Consider the following 18,946-nt stretch of genomic DNA (forward strand, 5'->3'; position numbering starts at 1 on the left):
GTGACCATCGACACCGCTTCTTCCTCTTTCCTGCCGCTGCTCGCGGACCGCAACCCCGACGCCCCGCTGGCCTGGCGAAGCGGCCAACCGGTCAGCGCGCGCCAGTTCCTGGCCGACGTCGCGCGCCTGGCACCCGTGCTGCCCGCCGAAGGTCCGGCCGTCAATCTGTGCCTGGACCGCTACGCCTTCGCCGTGAGCCTGGGTGCCGCGCTGGTGCGCGGCCATGCGAGTCTGCTGCCACCCGATGCGCGGCCCGACACGCTGGCGCGCCTGACCGAAACTGGCGGTCCGCATCTGTTTGCGCTGACCGACGACATCCAGCTCGACACCCCCGGCATGCGGCGCCTGCCGGTCGAGGCCGTTCCGGGGCCGGCGGGCGATGCACCGGTGCCTGTCATCGACGGCGGCCGGCATGCGGCCAGCCTGCTCACGTCGGGCTCCACCGGCGTGCCGCAGCCGCACGCGAAAGCCTGGCGCACGCTGGTCGGCGATGTCGAAGTCGCGGTCGAGCGGCTGTGCCGCGTGCTGCAGCGGCCCACGCTCGAAGGGCTCACGCTGGTCGCGACCGTGCCGGTGCAACACAGCTACGGGCTCGAGTCCTCGGTGCTGCTCGCGATGCTCGGCGGCGCGGCCTTCGAAACCGGGCGACCGTTCTTCCCGGCCGACGTCGCGAAGGCGCTGGCCTCGGTGCCGCGCCCGCGCGCACTGGTGACCACGCCGTTCCATCTGAAGACGCTGCTGCTGTCGGGCATCGAGTTACCGTCGGTCGACCTGATCCTGTCGGCCACCGCGCCGCTGTCGCCGCAACTGGCCTTGCAGGCCGAGCAGGCACTGGGCGGGGTGCTGCTCGAAATCTACGGCAGCACCGAATCGGGCCAGGTGGCGACGCGCCGCACGACCGACAGCGAGATCTGGGAAACCTTCGGCGAGATCCGCGTGCACGCGGAGCCGGGGGAGGGCGACGGCCCCGAGCGCTTCATCTTCAGCGGCGACTTCATCCCCGAACCCACGCCGATGGCCGACGTGCTCGAACTGCTCGACGCACGGCGCTTCCGGCTGTTCGGCCGCGCCAACGATTTGATTCACGTCGCCGGGCGGCGCAGCTCGCTGGCGCACCTGAACTACCACCTCAACAGCATCGCGGGCGTCGAAGACGGGGCCTTCTGGCTGCCCGACGAGGTGGCCGACGGCGTGGTGCGCCCGGTGGCGTTCGTCGTCGCGCCGACGCTGTCGGCGACCGACATCATTGCTGCATTGCGGCAACGCCTGGAACCCGTGTTCGTGCCGCGCCGCGTGGTGCAGGTCAAGGCCTTCCCGCGCGAAGGCACGGGCAAGCTCACGGTGCGGGCGCTGCGCGAATTTGCGCTGGCCCAACTCGCCGACGACCAGACGCCGGTGCAGATGGCGCACACGGTGCCGGTCGACCATCCGGCCTTCGCCGGCCATTTCCCCGGCCAGCCGCTGGTGCCCGGCGCGTTGCTGCTGGCCGAAGTCATGGAGGTCGTGCGGCGTGTGCCGGCCTTGTCGGCGCGGCTCGGCCCGAGCCCGACGCTGGCGGCCGCCAAGTTCCTTGCGCCGGTGCGGCCCGGCAGCACGCTCTCCATCGAGCTGCAGCCGGAGGCCGGCACCGGCCGCGGCGTGCGCTTCGACGTGCGCTGCGACGGCGTGGTGGCTGTCACCGGCCGCTGGACGGCTGTGCCAGAGTCGGCGCAATGAAGCACACCGACGCCGAGACGCGCGCCCTGGACGAAGCGGCGCGGCAGACTGCCCGCCCGACGGCGCAGCAGGGCGACTGGGCGCGCGCGCCCGAGCGCAGCAACATGCTGGCGCTGCGCTTCATCTGCCTGATGGCGCTGGTGTGCGGGCGCCATGTCACGCGGCTGCTGCTGCCGCCGATCAGCCTGTACTTCCTGCTGTTTGCGCCCGCGCCGCGCCGCCATATCAAGCGCTACCTGTTCCGCGCCATCGGTCCGCGTGCGGGCTGGGTCGACGGCTACCGTTTGCTGCACGCGTTTTCTTCGACCGTGCTCGACCGCGTGTACTTCCTGCGCGGGCGCATGGACCTGTTCAAGCTGAAGATCGAAGGCAACGCCCCCATCGAGGCCGAGGTGGCCGAAGGGCGGGGCGCTTTCCTGCTCGGCGCGCACATCGGCAGCTTCGAGGTGCTTGGCGCCTGCAAGCAGCAGGCGCCCCAGAACCACCTGCGGCTGGCGATGCTGATGTATCCCGACAACGCGCAGCGCATCACCGCCATCCTGAACGCGATCGCGCTGCCCGAGATGCGGCCGCACGTGATCTCGCTGGGCCGCCCGCACTCCATGCTCGCGCTGCGCGACTGGCTCGATGGCGGCGGCCTCGGCGGCATGCTCGCCGACCGCACGCTGCCGGGCAGCGAGGAGCAGCCGGCGAACCAGCGCGGCAACAACATCGTGCTGCCTTTTCTGGGGCAGCCGGCCGTCTTCAACGACGGTCCGTTCCGGCTTGCGGCGCTGTTGCGCCGCAAGGTGTTCTTCATGGCCGGCATGTACGGCGGCGGTGCCCGCTACGATGTCCGGTTCGACCCGCTGGCCGACTTCGGCACGCCGTTCGCCGATGCCGCGGAGCGTGAACGCCGCATCCGCAGCGCGGTCGAAGCCTATGTGGCCCGCCTCGAGGCGCTGTGCCGCGCCTACCCGTACAACTGGTTCAACTTTCATGATTTCTGGCTCGAAGATGCGGCTTGATCGGCTTTGCAAGGTGTTGGTGCTCGCCGTGGCTTTCTGCGCCGCGCCGGCGTGGGCGGCGTTCGACCTGCCCGAACTGATGGGCCTGCTGTCCAAGCAGAAAAGCGGCGAAGCGCGCTTCACCGAACAACGCTTCGTGCACGGCCTCGAAGGCCCGCTCGACGCGAGCGGCACGCTGAGCTTCGAAGCGCCCGACAAGCTGGTGCGTCGCACGCTCTCGCCGCGCATCGAAACCATGGCGGTCGACGGCAACACGCTGACCTTGTCGCGCGGCAACCGCAACCGCACCCTCGCGCTGGACAGCATGCCCGAGCTGCTGGGCCTGGTCGAAGCCATGCGCGGCACCCTGACCGGCGACGGCACCACGTTGCAGCGCTATTTCAAGAGCACCGTGTCCGGCGCCGCCAACCAGTGGACGCTCGACCTGACCCCCAATGACAGTCGTCTGGCCGCGCAGGTGCGCAGCATGCGCATCACGGGCCGCGGCGGCGAGGTGCTGGGGCTGGAGATGGAGTTCGTGGGCGGCGACCGCTCGGTCATGAACATCTCGCCCAAAGCCGCCCCGTCGGCGGTGCCGGCCAGCGCCCCCGGGCGCGCGACGCCGTGAGCCTGGCGCAGGCGGGCGGGCCGCCCGGGTGGTCGCGCCGCATCGTCGTTCTTCTGGCGTGGCTGCTGGTCGTGGGCCTGGGCGCGGTCGTCATCGCGCGCACCCAGATCGGCGCCGACCTGTCGGCTTTTCTCCCCAAGAGCCCGGACCTGCGCCAGCGCGTGCTGATCGAGCAGCTGCAAAGCGGCGTCGCCTCGCGCACGCTGATGCTGGGTTTCGAGGGCGGCAGCGTCGAACAGCGCGCTGAAGTCTCGCGCGCCGTCGGCAAGGCGATGCGCGAGAGCAAGCTCTTCGACCTGGTGCAGAACGGCGACGTGAGCGACTGGAGCGAGGCCGGCACCTGGGTGTTCGAGCACCGCTACCAGCTGTCGTCCGGCGTGATGCCAGGGCAGTTCACGGTGGCCGGGCTGCGCGACGCCATCATCGACACGCTGTCGATGCTCGGCACGCCGGCCGGCAACGCGATCAAGCCCTTGCTCGACCGCGACCCGACCGGCGAAACCCAGCGCGTCGCGATGGAGCTGGTGCCGGCGAGCGCACCGCGCAGCGAAGGCGGCGTCTGGATGTCGCGCGACGCGCCGCGTGCGCTCATGATCGCCACGACGCGTGCGGCCGGCGGCGACCTCGATGCGCAGGCCGTCGCCATCGCGCGTGTGCAGGCCGCCTATGAAGCTGCCGCGCGCGGCATGGGGGAGGCTTCGCCCAAGCTGCTGCTGAGCGGAGCGCCCGTGTTCTCGGTGATGAGCCGCGAAAAGATCAAGACCGAGGCCATGCACCTCGCGGTGGTCGGCGGCATCGTCATGAGCGTGTTGCTGCTGCTGGCTTTTGCCTCGCCGCGCGCGCTCGTCATCGCCTTTTTGCCGGTGGCCACGGGCGTGGTGGTCGGCACGGCGTCGGTCAGCCTCGTGTTCGGCTCGGTGCACGGGCTCACGCTGGGCTTCGGCAGCACGCTGATCGGCGAAACGGTCGACTACGCCATCTATTACCTGATCCAGGCGCGCGGCGCGGCCGTGGCCGGCACCGGCTGGCAACGCTGGCGCGAGGTGCATTGGCCCACGGTGCGCCTGGGCCTGCTGACCTCCGTGTGCGGCTTTGCGGCGCTGGTGTTCTCGGGCTTCCCGGGGCTGGCGCAGCTGGGCGTGTTCTCGATCGCCGGGCTGGTGTCGGCCGCATTGGCCACGCGCTACGTGCTGCCGGTGCTGGCGCCCGATGGCGCGACCGGCATGGGCATGCGTCGGCACATGGCACGGCTGGCCGGCCTGCTGGTGCGTGGCCTGCCGCGCCTGCGCTGGCCGCTGGCGGCACTCGGCGTCGCTGCGCTGGCGCTGGTGCTGTGGCAGGGCGGCCATCTGTGGCGCGCCGACCTGAGCGCGATGAGCCCGGTGCCGCGCTCGGCCCAGCTGCTCGACGAGATGCTGCGCAAGGACATCGGCGCCAGCGACGGCGGTGTGCTGGTCGTGGCCTTCGGCGACGACGAACAGGCCGCGCTGCGCCACACCGAGGCCGCGGCCGCGCGCCTCGACGCCTTGGTCGACAAGGGCGAGCTCAGCGGCTACGAAACCGTGACCCGCGTGCTGCCGAGCGTGGCGGCGCAGACCGCGCGCCTGGCCAGCCTGCCCGATGCCGACACGCTGCGCGCCAACCTGGTCGAAGCGACGAAGGGCTTGCCGTTGCCGGCCTCCCGGCTCGGTGCCTTCGTGACCGATGTGGAGGCCGCGCGCAAGCAGGCGCCCGTGCAGCGCGCCGACCTGATGGGCGGCCCGCTGGGTTCCGTGGTCAACACGCTGATGTACGAACGGCCGGGCGGTGGCTGGTCCACGCTGGTCGTGCTGCATCCCGGCCCGGGCTTCGACCAGGGGCGCCTCGAAGCCGCACTGGCCGGACTGCCCGAGGTGCAGGTGGTGGACGTCGGCCGCGAACTCGGCGGCCTCTACCAACGCTACCTGCACGAGGCCTTCGTGCAGGTGCTGCTGGGCGCGCTGGCGGTGGTGGTGCTGCTGGGCGTGTACCTGCGCTCCTGGCGCCGGCTGCTGGCCGTGTGCCAGCCGCTGCTGTTCGCGGTGGTGCTCACGCTGGGCGGCATGGCGCTAGCGCAGGCCGCGCTCGGCATCCTGCACCTCGTGGGGCTGTTGCTGATCGTCGCGGTGGGGTCGAACTACGCGCTGTTCTTCGACCAGCTGCGCACGACCGGGCGCGCCGACGAAGACACGCTGGCTTCGCTGATGCTGGCCAACCTCACGACGGTGGTGTCGTTCGGGCTGATCGCGATCTCGGACATTCCGGCGCTGTCGTCCATCGGCCGCGTGGTGGCGCCCGGCGCCTTGCTGGCGCTGCTGCTGTCGGCCGCGTTTGCACGCAACGTGGCGCCCGGGAAGGGCCCGAGTCCGCAGCGACCGCGCTGATGGGAAAATCCGGACCCACCATGTCGTCGCCTTCCGCCCCTTCCTCCGGTTCTGCCGCCCCCGGATCCTGGCCCTGGCCACCGGCCATGCGCGCCAGTGCGGCCGTGCATGCTGCGGCCCTGGGCGCGGGCGTGCTGGTGCCGGGCGCGTGGCCCTGGGCCGTCGGCGCGGTGGTGCTGAACCATGCGCTGATCACCGGCGCGGGCCTCACGCCGCGCAGCAACCTGCTCGGCCCGAACGTCACGCGCCTGCCTGAGGCCGCCGGTGCGCGTCGCGAGGTGGCGATCACGATCGACGATGGGCCCGAGCCCGACGTCACCCCTCGCGTGCTCGACCTGCTGGACGCCCACGGCCAGCGCGCCACCTTCTTCTGCATCGCCGAGCGCGTGCAGGCGCACCCGGTACTGGCGCGCGAGATCGTCGTGCGCGGCCACAGCATCCAGAACCACACGGCGCAGCATCGGCACAACTTCTCCTTCCTCGGGCCGCGCGGCTTCGCAGCGGAGATCGCGCGGGCGCAAGACATCCTGACCGACGTGACCGGCCAGCGCCCGACCTGTTTTCGCGCACCCGCCGGCCTGCGCAACCCTTTCCTTGAACCCGTGCTGCACCGCCTCGGCCTCTCGCTCGTGAGCTGGACGCGGCGCGGTTTCGACACCCGCGAAGGCGACGCCGCCAAGGTGATGGCGCGCCTCGCCCGCAACCTGCTGGCGCGCGACATCCTGCTGCTGCACGACGGCAACGCCGCGCGTACCGCTGCGGGGCAACCCGTTCTGCTGGAGGTTTTGCCCTTGTTGCTCCAACGCCTGCGCACCGACGGATTGCGTGCCGTGACCCTGCCTGAAGGATTGAAGACCGCATGAGTGCCGTGATGCCATCGACGATGACCACTGACAACGCCTGGCGCGAGCTGCACGAAGCCGCGACCGTTCCCTACAAGAAGGGCGGCACCTTCGCCTGGCAGTTCGCCCGCGGCAAGCTCGGGCGCGACCCGGTGTTCCGCGGCCTGCTCGAACGCGGGCTGATCGACGCGCAGCATCGGCGCGTGGTCGACATCGGCTGCGGCCAGGGCCTCTTCGTGAGCCTGCTGGCGTCGATGAGCGCGATGCAGCAGCAAGGACGCTGGCCCGCGTCATGGGCCGCCACGCCGGCCGCCGCGGACTACACGGGCATCGAGCTGATGCCGAAGGACGTCGCGCGCGCCGAAGCGTCGGTCGGTCACCTGAAGCCCACGCCGCGGCTCGTGTGCGCCGACATGTGCACGGCCGCCTTGCCCGATTGCGACCTGGTCGTGATCCTCGACGTGCTGCACTACGTGGACCTCACCGCGCAGGAGGGTGTGTTGACGCGCGTGCGTGACGCGCTCCGCCGTGGCGGCAACCCGAAGGCGCGCCTGCTGCTGCGCGTGGGCGACGCGTCGAGCACGCGTGGTTTCGCGATCAGCCAGTGGGTCGATCGCACCGTGACGCGCATCCGCGGCCACAAGGTCTCGCCGACCTGGGGTCGGCCGCTGACCGAATGGACCGCGCTGCTGCAGCGCCTGGGGTTCCGCGTGCAGAGCATTCCGATGAGCGAAGGCACGCCGTTTGCCAACGTGCTGCTGGTGGCCGATCTGGAGGCCGTCGTTTGACGGCACCGCAGACGCTCGACCGCGCAGGCATTGCGCAGCGCATTCCGCACAGCGGCAGCATGTGCCTGCTGGAGCGCCTCGAAGGCTGGGACGCCGAGTCGATCCATTGCAGCACCACGACGCACAGCCAGGCGGACAACCCGCTGCGCACCGACAGCGGGCTGCTCGCGCCGAACGCCATCGAGTACGCGGCGCAAGCGATGGCGCTGCACGGTGGCCTGCTGGCCACGGAGGGCAGCACGCCATCGGCCGGCTTCCTGGCCAGCGCGCGCAACGTGAAGCTCGCGGTGGCGCGGCTGGACGACATCGACGGGGCATTGCAGGTGCGCGCCCAGCGGCTGTCCGGCGACGACCGGCAGGTCTTGTATGAATTCACGGTGGCGGCCGACGACGGCCGCCTGCTGGCCGAGGGCCGGGCCGTGGTGGTCTTGAACACGCCGCTGGCGGACATGGGAAGCACACCGTCATGAATTTCGAAGGAAAACGCACACTGATCACCGGCGCCAGCGGCGCGCTCGGCGCCGCCATGGCGGAGCGCTTTGCGCGCGATGGCGCGACCGTGCTGCTGCACGCGAATTCGCGGCCCGAGGCGATCGAGCAACTGGCCGCGTCGATCACCGCCGCCGGCGGTAAGGCGGAATGCCATGTGTTCGATCTGCGCAGCGACGAGGCCTGTGCGGCCGGCTGCGCGCGCATTCTCGAAGGCGGGGCGGTGCAGATCCTCGTCAACAACGCGGGCGTGCACGACGACGCCGTGCTGCCCGGCATGCGCGCCGAGCAATGGCACAAGGTGATCGACGTATCGCTGAACGGCTTCTTCCGCGTGACGCAACCGCTGCTGTTGCCGATGATGCGCACCCGCTGGGGGCGCGTGCTGAACATCTCGTCCGTCGCCGCCATCGCAGGGAACCGGGGGCAGGTGAACTACGCCGCGGCCAAGGGGGCGCTGAACAGCGCGACCAAGGCGCTGTCGCTCGAAGTGGCGTCGCGCGGCGTGACGGTGAACGCGATCGCGCCGGGGATCATCGCCTCGCCGATGGCCGACGCGGTGTTCGACCCTGCGCTCATCAACCAGATGGTGCCCGTGAAGCGCGCCGGCACGCCGCAGGAAGTGGCGGCGCTGGCGGCGTTCCTGGCAGGCGATGAAGCCGCGTACATCACGGGGCAGGTGATCTCGATCAACGGCGGGATGATCTGAGGCATTGGAGCCTCCAACAAGGAGCGCTCCGCATTCGTCTTTCTCGTTGAAGGACGGGGCACTCATTCATCCCCGGAGCCCGGCAGGCGGTGCGGTGCGGGCGGCCCCTCTGTGCCGCCGAGGAGCACAGCGTTTCGCGGATCAGGGCTCGGAGCTGTCTGAGCCGAAGGCGAGTTCTGCGAGACCCCGCGAAACGCGAGCACCGCAGGGAAGCCCGAAGGGCCGGCACAGTGGGGCCGACCGCGCCGTGCCGCCTGTCGGGCGTCCTCCAAAGGTCTAAAGAGGCAGCGTATCGAACGCAGCGTAAGCCGTCGCCAGCCAAGACTTCACGCGCTGCCGTTCCAGCAACCCGAGCGCATGCGAGCCTTCGCGGTCGTTCACGGCCTTCCAGAAGCTCGTGTTCTGCGCATCGATCTTGCGCATGCTGGCTTCGTGCAGGCGCGGCAGTGCAATGACGCGCGCGCCGTTCGCATTGGCCTTCGACAGCGACTGCGACGCCAGCAGCATCCCGAAGTCGCTGCCGCGTCCGTAGTTCTGCACCACGATGTAGTTGGGGCGGTTGCCGAAGGTGTCGATCAGCGTGCCGAGCAGGTCGGTGGAGTCCTTGCCGTCGTCCAGCACGTGCCAGAAGTTGACCGTGACATCGATTTCCTCGAACACGTCGAACAGGTCGGATTCCTTGATCCAGCGCGACAGTGGCGCCAGCGTTTGCGCCGCGAGGTCGACGATCACGCTCTGCTTCGGGTTGGTCTCGAAGCCGTTGACCACCGTGTCGAGGCCTTCGAAGCTGTCGACCACCACGGGCGAGGCAAAGCCCTCGTAGAAGCGGGTGAAGGAGCTGTGCGAACGGTCGGTGTCGAAGCCGGTGAAAGGCCGACTGCGATCGATGAAGTACTGGGCCAGCACGCGTGCCGTGACCGATTTGCCGACACCGCCTTTTTCGCCGCCGATGAAATTGATGGAGCTCATGAGTGGTTGCTGCCTCGAATGGGTTGAGGGGTGGAGGAGGGCGGATTCATTCTAGGGTTCGCTTGCTGCGCCACTGTGGCTAGCGACCCCGCTTGCTCATGCCTTGCAGCAAGGGATGTGCCTGCAAGCGCTGCTGCAGTCGCTTTTTCCACGGGGCGGGCAGCGTCGAGCCGTCGATCATCGCGGGCCACTGGTCGCGTGCGAGGCGGGCTGTGTCGGCGACGACGCGCCGCATGCGCGGCTCGTGCACGCCGGCCGAGAAACAGAAGGCGCGCACGTTGGTCGGTGTGAACATGGCGGTGCGACGCACAGCGGCTGCACCCACCGGGGACGGCAGCAGCGGGAGCGCATGGCCTTCGACGCCCTGCAACGCTGCGTAAGCCACGATGTCGTAGGCCGGCGCCAGACGCGGGGCGATGCCATCGGGGTACAGCACGCCGAAGTTCTTCAGGTGCGCATCGGGGTTGCCCAGCAGATCGTTGACCACGAGCCGCCGCACCAGTTCGAGCACGGCGTCTTCGCCCAGCGACGGAAAGGCGCGCATCGCGAGCGCCATGTCGAGGTAGCTTCCGCTGTACTTGTGCATCGGATCGACCGCGAGCACCTGGGCGAAATCTTCGAAATGGATGCGGCGTGCACCGTCGCGGTCGAAGCGCGTGACCGCCAGGAACTCGGGCTCGTCCGGCAGCGCATAGCTGTGCTCCGCCGCGATGGCCGACAGCGGCGCGAGTTCGGCGTGGCACACCTCGACGCCCGCCGCCCCGGCCATCTGCAGCGAGAGCATTTCGAGTTGCGGCATGTGGGGCCGTCCGGCTACCGGCAGTTTGGCGATCACGCGCGTGCTGGCGCCCGATCGCACGCGCGCCACGTAGCGACCGCCCTGGCGGCGCAGGCCCAGCTTGGGTTGCACGCCCGAGACCGAAATGCCCTGCGGCATCGGCAGCTCGACCACCGACATCTCGAGCGCGTCCTGGTCCTGCGTGATGAGCCGTTGCAATGTGCCGCGGTCCACCGACACCGGGCGTGCGGCCACGGCGCCGGGCAGGTCGCCGCCACAGGCCGCCAGCAATTCGAAGTGATCGTTGTCGCGGCAGCCGCGCAGCTGCGCGATGTGGCTGCGCAGCACGCCCTCGGGCAACAGGTTCTGGAAGAAGCCGGGCAATTGGCCGCCCTGAGCGTTGAACAGCGGGTTCTTCACGTCGCTCCACAGCGCAGCCTGGGCCGCCGGGTCGCTCGCCACCATCGACAGCGACAGCACGCCCGGCGGCGGGCTGGCGATCAGCTCGGGCTCCGCCACGAAGCGGCACAGGTCGGCGTACTGAAACAGCTTGCCGAGGCGGTGCGCGCCGAGGGAAATCTCGAGGATCTTGACGTTCATGGTGGTGAGCGGCGGCCTCGCACGTAGGGCGGCGCGGCGGGCGCTTCAGCCAGCGCCCGGCCGACACGCGTGGCGACCGGGCGGTAGCCGGGATCGACCGCGGTGCCTTCGCCGAAACCCTTGGGCGCGAGCTGCAGTTCGAGCCCCAGCGCATCGACCAGCGCGAGCAGCGACGACAGCTGCGGATTGCCCTTCAGGCTCAGGGCGTTGCGCACCGAGCGCTCGGTGAGCCCGGAGCGCAGTGCGATCTCGGCGTTCGTGAGGCCGGTGGCCCCGCGTCGGGCCGTGAGGGCGGTGATGAGTTCCTGCTTGTCCACGGAAAGATATTACCGCAAATGCCTATATGGGAAACATATTTCCGAGGTAAAAAGCCTACTTGGGGATCAGCGTGAAGAGCGGCATGACCACGCCCATCACCCAGTTCTGGCCGAAATCGAGGGCTGCCCGGCGGTATTTCTCGTCGGCTTGCGCGGCCAGAAGGTCGAGCCGCGCCACCACCTTCGACAGCTCGCGGTCGGCCACGAGGTTGCGCCCGCGATCGCTGATCTCGGTGGCCAGCAGCAGCGGCTGGCCGTCGGGGCCGGTCTTGGACGAGATCAGCCAGAGCGAAATTTCGAAGTTGCGCGCCGTGCGGTAGCTGTTCTCGGCGTCGACCCCGTCGATCATGGTCTGGTCCCAGGTGTTGCCGTTGGCCTGCTTGAGCATGGAAGCCCAGCCGACGACCAGCGCCGCCACGCGGTCGCCCTGGTAGGCCTGCGGGCCGGTCTCGAAGGCCAATCGGATGGCATCGATGCCGGTCACGCCGCGCAGTTCGGGCAAGGGCGTGCCCTGCATCACGGCGTCCCAGGTGCGCTGCGTGGCTTCTTCCATGCTGGCGGCCGATTTGCGCCATTCGCGTGGGTTGCGCCGGTACAGCGTGGTCTGTACGCGCCGCACCGACTGCAGGTTGTCGCGCAGCGACAGATTGGCGATGCGGTTGGTGGCGGATTGCAGCCACTCCTGGTTGCCGTAGGGTTCGGCGCGCTCGGTGGATCGAAGGGATGAACAGCCCGCCAGCGCCAGCGGTGCGAGCAGGGCGGCCGCGGTGCCTGCCAGCAGGCAGGTGCGTCGCGCCGCGAGGGGAGAAGCCAGGGAATCACTCATGCCCTGACGTTATCATCCACCGCTGGGGCGGCGGCCCGCTTCAAGCTGCGGGCCCGTGCAATTTTCCTTACAAATCAATACCTTGGCGCTAAGCCAAGGCAGGGCGACAAGTCGTGCGTCTTAACTCCATCAAGCTCTCGGGCTTCAAGTCGTTCGCCGAACCCACCAACTTCCTGCTGCCGGGCCAACTGGTCGGGGTGGTGGGGCCGAACGGCTGCGGCAAGTCGAACATCATGGATGCCGTGCGTTGGGTGCTCGGCGAGTCGCGTGCGTCGGAACTGCGCGGCGAGTCGATGCAGGACGTGATCTTCAACGGCACGACCACGCGCAAGCAGGCCAGCCGTTCGAGCGTCGAACTGGTGTTCGACAACGCCGACCACCGCGCCGGCGGGCAGTGGAACCAGTTCACCGAAATCGCCGTGCGCCGCGTGCTCACGCGCGACGGCACCAGCAGCTACTACATCAACAACCAGCCGGTGCGCCGTCGCGACGTGCAGGACGTGTTCCTGGGTACCGGCCTCGGGCCGCGCGCCTACGCCATCATCGGCCAAGGCACGATCAGCCGGATCATCGAGTCCAAGCCCGAGGAACTGCGCCTGTTCCTCGAAGAAGCCGCGGGTGTCTCCAAGTACAAGGAGCGCCGCCGCGAAACCGAGAACCGCCTGGGCGACACGCGCGAGAACCTCACGCGCGTCGAAGACATCCTGCGCGAGCTCAACGCCAACCTCGAAAAGCTCGAGAAGCAGGCCGAGGTGGCGGCGCGCTACAACGCGCTGCAGGGCGATGCCACGAAGAAGCAGCACCAACTGTGGTTTCTCAAGCGCGGCGAAAGCGACGCCGACCAGGCCAAGATCAAGGCCGATTCGGAAAAGGCCATCAACGACCTCGAATCGCGCACCGCCGACCTGCGCCGCATCGAGTCCGAACTTGAAACCGTGCGTCAGGCCCACTACGGTGCCGGCGACCTGGTGAACCAGGCGCAGGGCAAGCTGTACGAAGCCAGCGCCGAAGTCGGCCGGCTCGAAGGCGAAATCCGCTTCGTGGTCGAAGGCCGCCAGCGCGTAGAGCAACGCCTGGTGCAGCTGCGCGAACAGATGGGCCAGTGGGGCCGCCGCCGCGAAGAAGCCGAAGCCGAGATCGAGACGCTGGCCGGTGCCGGCGTCGACGCCGAGGAGCAGGCCATCCTGCTGGCCGCGCAGCTCGAAGAGCACGACGCGCGCCTGCCCGACCTCGAAGAGGCCGTGCAGCGCGCGCAGAACGAAGCCAACACCCAGCGCGCCACGGTGTCGCAGGTGCAGCAGCAGATCCAGGTGCTGGCCGCCGACCAGCGCAACATCGAAGACCAGAGCCGCCAGCTCACGCTGCGCAGCGAGCGCCTGCGCGCCGACCAGAACGCACTGGCTGCGCCCGACGAAGACCGGCTGACCGAAATGCAGGAGCAGCTGGCTGCGGCGCAAGAAGCCGCCAGCGAATCCGATGCCCGCCTGCAGGAATTGCAGGAAGCCGTGCCGCAGCTCGACGAAGACCGTCGCGCCAAGCAGCAGGCCGTCAACACCGAGGGCGCTCGCCACGCCGAGTTTTCGGCCCGCCTCGAAGCGCTGCGCGCGCTGCAAGAGAAGGTCAAGACCGACGGCAAGCTCGCGCCCTGGCTCGCCAAGCACGGCCTCGACGGCCTGCAAGGCCTGTGGAGCCGCATTCACATCGAACAGGGCTGGGAGAGCGCACTCGAAGCCGCACTGCGCGAGCGCCTGGGTGCGCTCGAAGTCAGCCGGCTCGACATGGTGCGTGCCTTCGGCAACGACGCGCCGCCCGCCAAGCTGGCCTTCTACAGCCCACCTGCCGCCGGCGTGCCGCAGGGCGCGGGCGCACTGCCCAAGCTGTCGAGCCTGCTGCGCCTGAACGACGCCGGCCAGCAAGCGCTGCTGAACGACTGGCTGCACGGCTGCTTCACGGCCGAGACTTTCGAAGAAGCGCTCGCCCAGCGAGCCACCTTGCAGCCCGGCGAAGTGATCTACGTGCGCAGCGGCCACGCCGTGTCGTCGCACAGCGTGAACTTCTACGCGCCCGATTCCGAGCAGGCCGGCCTCCTGGCCCGTCAGCAGGAAATGGAAAACCTCGAGCGCCAGCTCAAAGCCCAGACGCTCATCAACGAAGAGGCGCGCACCGCGCTGGTCCGCGCCGAAGCCGCCTACGGCGACGCTGCGCAGCGCCTTGTCGCGGCGCGCCGGGAAGCCGCCGAAACGCAGTCGCGCGCCCATGAACTGCAGGTCGAGACACTGCGCATGACGCAGCTTGCCGAACAGACCCGCGCGCGCAGCCAGCAGCTGGCCGCCGACCTCGGCGAGGTCGATGCGCAACTCGAAGAACTGCAAGAAAAACGCATCGCCGCCGAAGGCCGCTTCGAAGAGCTCGACATGCAGCTGGCCGACAGCCAGGAACGCCATGCGCAGCTCGACGAGCGCGTCATCGAAGCCGGCCGCGCGCTCACGGCCAGCCGCGAGCAGCATCGCAGCCTCGAGCGGCAGGCACAGGAAGCCACCTTCTCGCAGCGCACGCTCGAAGCGCGCCGCGGCGAACTGAACCGCAGCATCGAAACCGCCGCGCAACAGATCGTGGCGCTCACCGATGAAGACGAGCGCGCCCGCGCCGAGCTGAGTCGCCTGTCGGATGCCGCCGCGCAAGCCGGCCTGCAGGATGCGCTGTCGCTCAAGCTGGAGCGCGAGACCGCCTTGGGCGCCGCTCGCAGCCAGTACGACGACCTCACGCTCAAGCTGCGCGCCAGCGACGAGCGCCGGCTGCAGCTGGAGCGCGAACTCGATCCGCTGCGCCAGCGCATCACCGAGTTCCAGCTCAAGGAACAGGCTGCGCGCCTGGGTGTCGAGCAGTACCAGCAGCTCCTGGACGACGCCGGTGCCGACCTCGAAGCGGTCGCGCAATCGATCGAGACCGAGAAGGTGCGCCTGACCGGCCTGCAAAGCGAAATCGACCGGCTGAACCGCGAAGTGGTCGCGCTCGGCGCCGTCAACCTCGCCGCGCTCGACGAACTCGCCATTGCGAGCGAACGCAAGATCTTTCTCGACGCGCAGTCGGCCGACCTGAACGAAGCCATCGGCACGCTCGAAGACGCCATTCGCAAGATCGACGCCGAAACACGCGACCTGCTCGGCGGCACCTTCAAGATCGTCAACGAGCACTTCAGCCGCATGTTCCCCGAGCTGTTCGGCGGCGGAAATGCGCGCCTCGTGATGACCGGCGACGAAATCCTCGATGCCGGCGTGCAGGTGCTCGCGCAGCCGCCCGGCAAGAAGAACCAGACCATCCACCTGCTCTCGGGCGGCGAGAAGGCGCTCACAGCCATTGCGCTTGTGTTCGCCATCTTCCAACTCAACCCGGCGCCTTTCTGTCTGCTGGACGAAGTGGACGCGCCGCTGGACGACGCCAACACCGAACGCTACGCCAAACTCGTGACCGCCATGAGCCGTGAAACCCAGTTCCTCTTCATCAGCCACAACAAGATCGCCATGGAAATGGCCGAACAGCTGATCGGCGTGACGATGCAGGAGCAGGGCGTGTCGCGCATCGTTGCGGTCGACATGGAGTCGGCGGCCTCGATGGTCGAAGCGGCATAAGGCAGGCGCGCATGAGCAATCTCACCCTCGCCCTGGCGATCCTCGGCGGCCTCGTTCTCGCGGCCGTCGTGGCTTACAACACCCTGATGTCGCGCCGCAATGCGCCGCGCCAACCCGACGCGGTCGATGTCGCCTTGGCCGAAGCCGAACGCGCGCTGGCCGGCGGCAGCGACGGCGGCGTGGAGCCGATGCTCCATGCCGATCCGAGCCAGGTGGCCGGCAGCGACCGCCACGAGCCACTGTTCGATCCCGACCTGCCCGCGCCCAGCGGCGTGCCCGTGCCCACGGGCGAGCGCCGCGGCGGGCTCGATCCGCTGATCGATGTCATCGCGCCCATTTCGCTCGAAGGCCTGGCCTCGGGCGATGCCGCGCTTGCTGCGATGCCGTCGACGCGCCGCGCCGGCAGCAAGCCGGTGGCCATCGAAGGTTTGAACGACTTCACCAGCCAGTGGGAACCGCCGGCACCCGGCCAGCGCTACCGCGCTTTCCAGGTCGGCGTGCAGCTGGCCAACCGCACCGGGGCGCTCAATGAGATCGAGTACTCCGAGTTCGTGGTCAAGGCGCAGGCCTTTGCCGACGCCGTGAACGGCGCGCCCGAGTTTCCCGAGATGCTCGACGAAGTGGCCCGCGCCCGCGAGCTCGACCAGTTCGCCAGCGCGCACGACGCGCAACTGGGCTTCGTGCTGCGTGCGCTGCATGCGGCCTGGAGTCCGGGCTATGTGCAGCAGAACGCTGCGCGGCTGGGCTTTGTCGCCGGGATCATCCCGGGCCGCATGGTGCTGCCGACCAGTGAGGTCGGCTTGCCGCCGATCCTCGGGCTCTCGTTCGACACCCAGGCCGCGCTGGCCGACGATCCGGCGCAATCGGCGATCCGCGAACTCAGCCTGAGCCTCGATGTGCCGCAGGTCGACCGCGGCGAAGAGCCGTTCCGCCGCATGCGCGAAGCTGCTGCCACGCTCGCCCGCGAGATGGACGGCGTGGTGACCGACAGCGACGGCCAGTTGCTGCGCGACGAAACCATGGACGTGATCGGCACCGACCTCGAGCAGCTGTACGACACGCTCGACGCACGCGACCTCGCCGCGGGCTCGCCGCTCGCGCGACGCCTCTTCAGCTGATCCGTCTTTTTCCCGAGGGACCCCCAATGACCACGCGCGACGAAGCGGCACGCGAAGCCGCCGCACTGAGCGAGCAGCTGCATCGCCACGCCCATCTCTACTACGTGCTCGACGCCCCCGAGTTGCCCGACGCGGAGTACGACAAGATGTTCCAGCGCCTGCAGGCGCTGGAAACCGAGTTTCCCGAGCTGCGCACACCCGACTCGCCGACGCAGCGCGTGGGCGGTGCGGTGCTCGACGGCCTGGCCAAGGTGCGGCATCGCGTGCCGATGCTGTCGATCCGCACCGAAACCGACATCACGCCGACCGGCGCCAGCGCCTTCGATGCGCGCGTGCGCCGCGAACTGGGCTTGGCCGAAGACGCAGCGCAGATCGCCTACGTCTGCGAACTCAAGTTCGACGGGCTGGCCATGAGCCTGCGCTACGAGCACGGCGTGCTGGTGCTTGCCGCCACGCGCGGCGACGGCGAGGTGGGCGAAGACGTCACGCAGAACATCCGCACCATCCGGGAGGTTCCGCTGAAGCTCAAGGGCACGGCGCCGCCCGTGGTCGAGGTGCGCGGCGAGGTCTACATGAAGCGCGCCGATTTCGACGCGCTCAACGAGCGCCAGCGCGAGAAGATCGCCGCCGGGCAGAAGAACGAGAAGGTGTTCGTCAACCCGCGCAACGCGGCGGCCGGCGCGGTGCGCCAGCACGATCCCGCGATCGCGGCGGCGCGCCCGCTGAGCTTCTTCGCCTACGGCCTTGGCGAGGTTTCGTCCGCGAGCGAAGGCGGTCCGGAGATTGCCACCCAGTTCGACTGGCTGCAGCAGTTCCATGCATGGGGATTTCCTGTCGCGACGCAGACTGCGCGGGCGACAGGTGCTATTGAACTGATAGCGTTCCACGAAACCATCGGCCGCCAGCGCGATGCGCTGCCGTACGACATCGACGGCGTGGTCTACAAGGTCGACAGCCTGGCGCTGCAGCGACAGCTGGGTTTTGTCTCGCGCGAACCGCGCTGGGCCGTGGCCCACAAGTACCCGGCGCAGGAGCAGCTGACCGAGGTGGTCGGCATCGAGATCCAGGTGGGTCGCACCGGCAAGCTCACGCCGGTCGCCAAGCTGGCGCCGGTGTTCGTCGGCGGCGTGACCGTGACCAACGCCACGCTGCACAACGAAGACGAGGCCCGCCGCAAGGACGTGCGCGTGGGTGACACCGTGATCGTGCGGCGCGCCGGCGACGTGATTCCCGAAGTGGTCGGCGTCGCCCCCGACAGCCTGGCCAAGCCCGACGACCGGCGCGGCGCCATCTTCACGATGCCGCACACCTGCCCCGTGTGCGATTCCGAGGCGGTACGGGAGGAGGGCGAGGTCGACTACCGCTGCACCGGCGGTCTGTTCTGCGCGGCGCAGCGCAAGGAAGCCATCCTGCACTTCGCGGCACGGCGTGCGGTCGATGTCGACGGGCTGGGCGACAAGCTGGTCGAGCAGCTGGTCGATGCCAACCTGATCCGCACCTTGCCCGATCTCTACAAGCTCGGCTTCGTCACGCTGGCGGGCCTGGACCGCATGGCGGAAAAGTCGGCCAAGAACCTCGTCGACTCGCTCGAAGCCTCGAAGAAGACGACGTTGCCGCGCTTCCTGTTCGGCCTGGGCATCCGCCATGTTGGCGAGAGCACGGCCAAGGACCTCGCCAAGCATTTCGGCAAGCTGGACGCGATCATGGACGCGACCGAAGAGCAACTGCTCGAAGTGAACGACGTCGGCCCCGTGGTGGCGCAAAGCCTGCGCACCTTCTTCGACCAGCCGCACAACCGAGAAGTGGTCGAGCAACTGCGGGCCTGCGGCCTGACCTGGGAAGAGTTCGAGCCCGAAGCCCGCGCGCCCAAGCCTTTGGCGGGGCTGACCTTCGTCATCACCGGCACCCTTCCTACGCTGAGCCGCGACGATGCGAAGGATAAATTGGAGGCAGCCGGCGCCAAGGTGGCCGGTTCCGTCAGCAAGAAGACCCACTACCTCGTGGCCGGGGAAGAGGCTGGCAGCAAGCTCGACAAGGCGCGCAACATCGGCGTTACCGTGATCGACGAGGCGCGTATGCTGGAGATTCTCGCGAGCGGGGTTCCGCCGGCTTCCGAAGCCTGAAGCGGGCGGCGGCGTTGACTGTGGCC

The 18,946-nt window shown here is 69.1% G+C and carries 15 protein-coding genes; 11 read left to right on the forward strand and 4 right to left on the reverse strand.

The window, feature by feature from the left end; genetic code table 11:
* From GFK26_RS24260 to fabG, 8 genes are all read left to right on the forward strand, one after another.
* Positions 1–1,716 carry an AMP-binding protein gene (locus GFK26_RS24260; protein WP_228121766.1) on the forward strand — a complete coding sequence of 572 codons (1,716 nt, stop codon included), beginning with the start codon at positions 1–3 and terminating at the stop codon, positions 1,714–1,716.
* Positions 1,713–2,723 carry an acyl-CoA synthetase gene (locus tag GFK26_RS24265; protein WP_153284218.1) on the forward strand — a complete coding sequence of 337 codons (1,011 nt, stop codon included), beginning with the start codon at positions 1,713–1,715 and terminating at the stop codon, positions 2,721–2,723. Before GFK26_RS24260 ends, GFK26_RS24265 begins: the two co-directional genes overlap by 4 nt.
* On the forward strand, positions 2,695–3,330 hold the full coding sequence (locus tag GFK26_RS24270) for a LolA-related protein (RefSeq protein ID WP_153284219.1): 636 nt from the start codon (positions 2,695–2,697) through the stop codon (positions 3,328–3,330). The genes GFK26_RS24265 and GFK26_RS24270 overlap by 29 nt, the downstream gene beginning before the upstream one ends.
* Entirely contained in the window at positions 3,327–5,732 is a 2,406-nt protein-coding gene (locus GFK26_RS24275; RefSeq protein ID WP_153284220.1) for an MMPL family transporter, read from the forward strand. The genes GFK26_RS24270 and GFK26_RS24275 overlap by 4 nt, the downstream gene beginning before the upstream one ends.
* Before the next feature lie 86 nt (positions 5,733–5,818).
* Positions 5,819–6,595 (forward strand): polysaccharide deacetylase family protein, encoded by a 777-nt coding sequence (locus GFK26_RS24280; RefSeq protein WP_228121767.1) that lies wholly within the window; start codon positions 5,819–5,821, stop codon positions 6,593–6,595.
* Positions 6,592–7,362 (forward strand): class I SAM-dependent methyltransferase, encoded by a 771-nt coding sequence (locus GFK26_RS24285; RefSeq protein ID WP_153284222.1) that lies wholly within the window; start codon positions 6,592–6,594, stop codon positions 7,360–7,362. The genes GFK26_RS24280 and GFK26_RS24285 overlap by 4 nt, the downstream gene beginning before the upstream one ends.
* Complete coding sequence (locus GFK26_RS24290) at positions 7,359–7,832, forward strand: hydroxymyristoyl-ACP dehydratase (protein WP_153284223.1); 474 nt, start codon at positions 7,359–7,361, stop codon at positions 7,830–7,832. Before GFK26_RS24285 ends, GFK26_RS24290 begins: the two co-directional genes overlap by 4 nt.
* A complete protein-coding gene (gene fabG / locus GFK26_RS24295; RefSeq protein ID WP_153284224.1) occupies positions 7,829–8,560 on the forward strand; it encodes a 3-oxoacyl-ACP reductase FabG in 732 nt (243 codons plus the stop codon). Before GFK26_RS24290 ends, fabG begins: the two co-directional genes overlap by 4 nt.
* Before the next feature lie 276 nt (positions 8,561–8,836).
* Here the strand turns inward: fabG and GFK26_RS24300 are convergent, their stop codons facing one another.
* From GFK26_RS24300 to GFK26_RS24315, 4 genes are all read right to left on the reverse strand, one after another.
* A complete protein-coding gene (locus GFK26_RS24300) occupies positions 8,837–9,529 on the reverse strand; it encodes a mobilization protein (protein WP_153284225.1) in 693 nt (230 codons plus the stop codon).
* Positions 9,530–9,608: 79 nt separating this feature from the next.
* Complete coding sequence (locus GFK26_RS24305; protein ID WP_153284226.1) at positions 9,609–10,907, reverse strand: type II toxin-antitoxin system HipA family toxin; 1,299 nt, start codon at positions 10,905–10,907, stop codon at positions 9,609–9,611.
* On the reverse strand, positions 10,904–11,224 hold the full coding sequence (locus tag GFK26_RS24310) for a helix-turn-helix domain-containing protein (protein ID WP_070060699.1): 321 nt from the start codon (positions 11,222–11,224) through the stop codon (positions 10,904–10,906). The genes GFK26_RS24305 and GFK26_RS24310 overlap by 4 nt, the downstream gene beginning before the upstream one ends.
* A 55-nt stretch (positions 11,225–11,279) precedes the next feature.
* The gene (locus GFK26_RS24315) at positions 11,280–12,050 is read right to left on the reverse strand and encodes a hypothetical protein (protein WP_153284227.1); all 771 of its coding nucleotides are present in this window, start codon (positions 12,048–12,050) and stop codon (positions 11,280–11,282) included.
* Positions 12,051–12,163: 113 nt separating this feature from the next.
* Between GFK26_RS24315 and smc the strand changes: the two genes are divergently transcribed.
* From smc to ligA, 3 genes are read left to right on the forward strand one after another with little or no spacing between them, the layout of a single operon-like run.
* Positions 12,164–15,679: a chromosome segregation protein SMC gene (gene smc, locus GFK26_RS24320; RefSeq protein ID WP_153284228.1), complete on the forward strand. Its 3,516-nt coding sequence runs from the start codon at positions 12,164–12,166 to the stop codon at positions 15,677–15,679.
* An 11-nt stretch (positions 15,680–15,690) separates the two neighbouring features.
* On the forward strand, positions 15,691–16,797 hold the full coding sequence (locus GFK26_RS24325) for a cell division protein ZipA C-terminal FtsZ-binding domain-containing protein (RefSeq protein ID WP_153284229.1): 1,107 nt from the start codon (positions 15,691–15,693) through the stop codon (positions 16,795–16,797).
* 26 nt (positions 16,798–16,823) lie between these two features.
* Positions 16,824–18,920, forward strand: coding sequence for an NAD-dependent DNA ligase LigA (gene ligA, locus GFK26_RS24330; protein WP_153284230.1), 2,097 nt, complete (start codon positions 16,824–16,826; stop codon positions 18,918–18,920).
* Positions 18,921–18,946: the final 26 nt, after the last annotated feature.

This window comes from Variovorax paradoxus, from assembly GCF_009498455.1.
In the GTDB taxonomy this organism is placed as follows: domain Bacteria; phylum Pseudomonadota; class Gammaproteobacteria; order Burkholderiales; family Burkholderiaceae_C; genus Variovorax; species Variovorax paradoxus_H.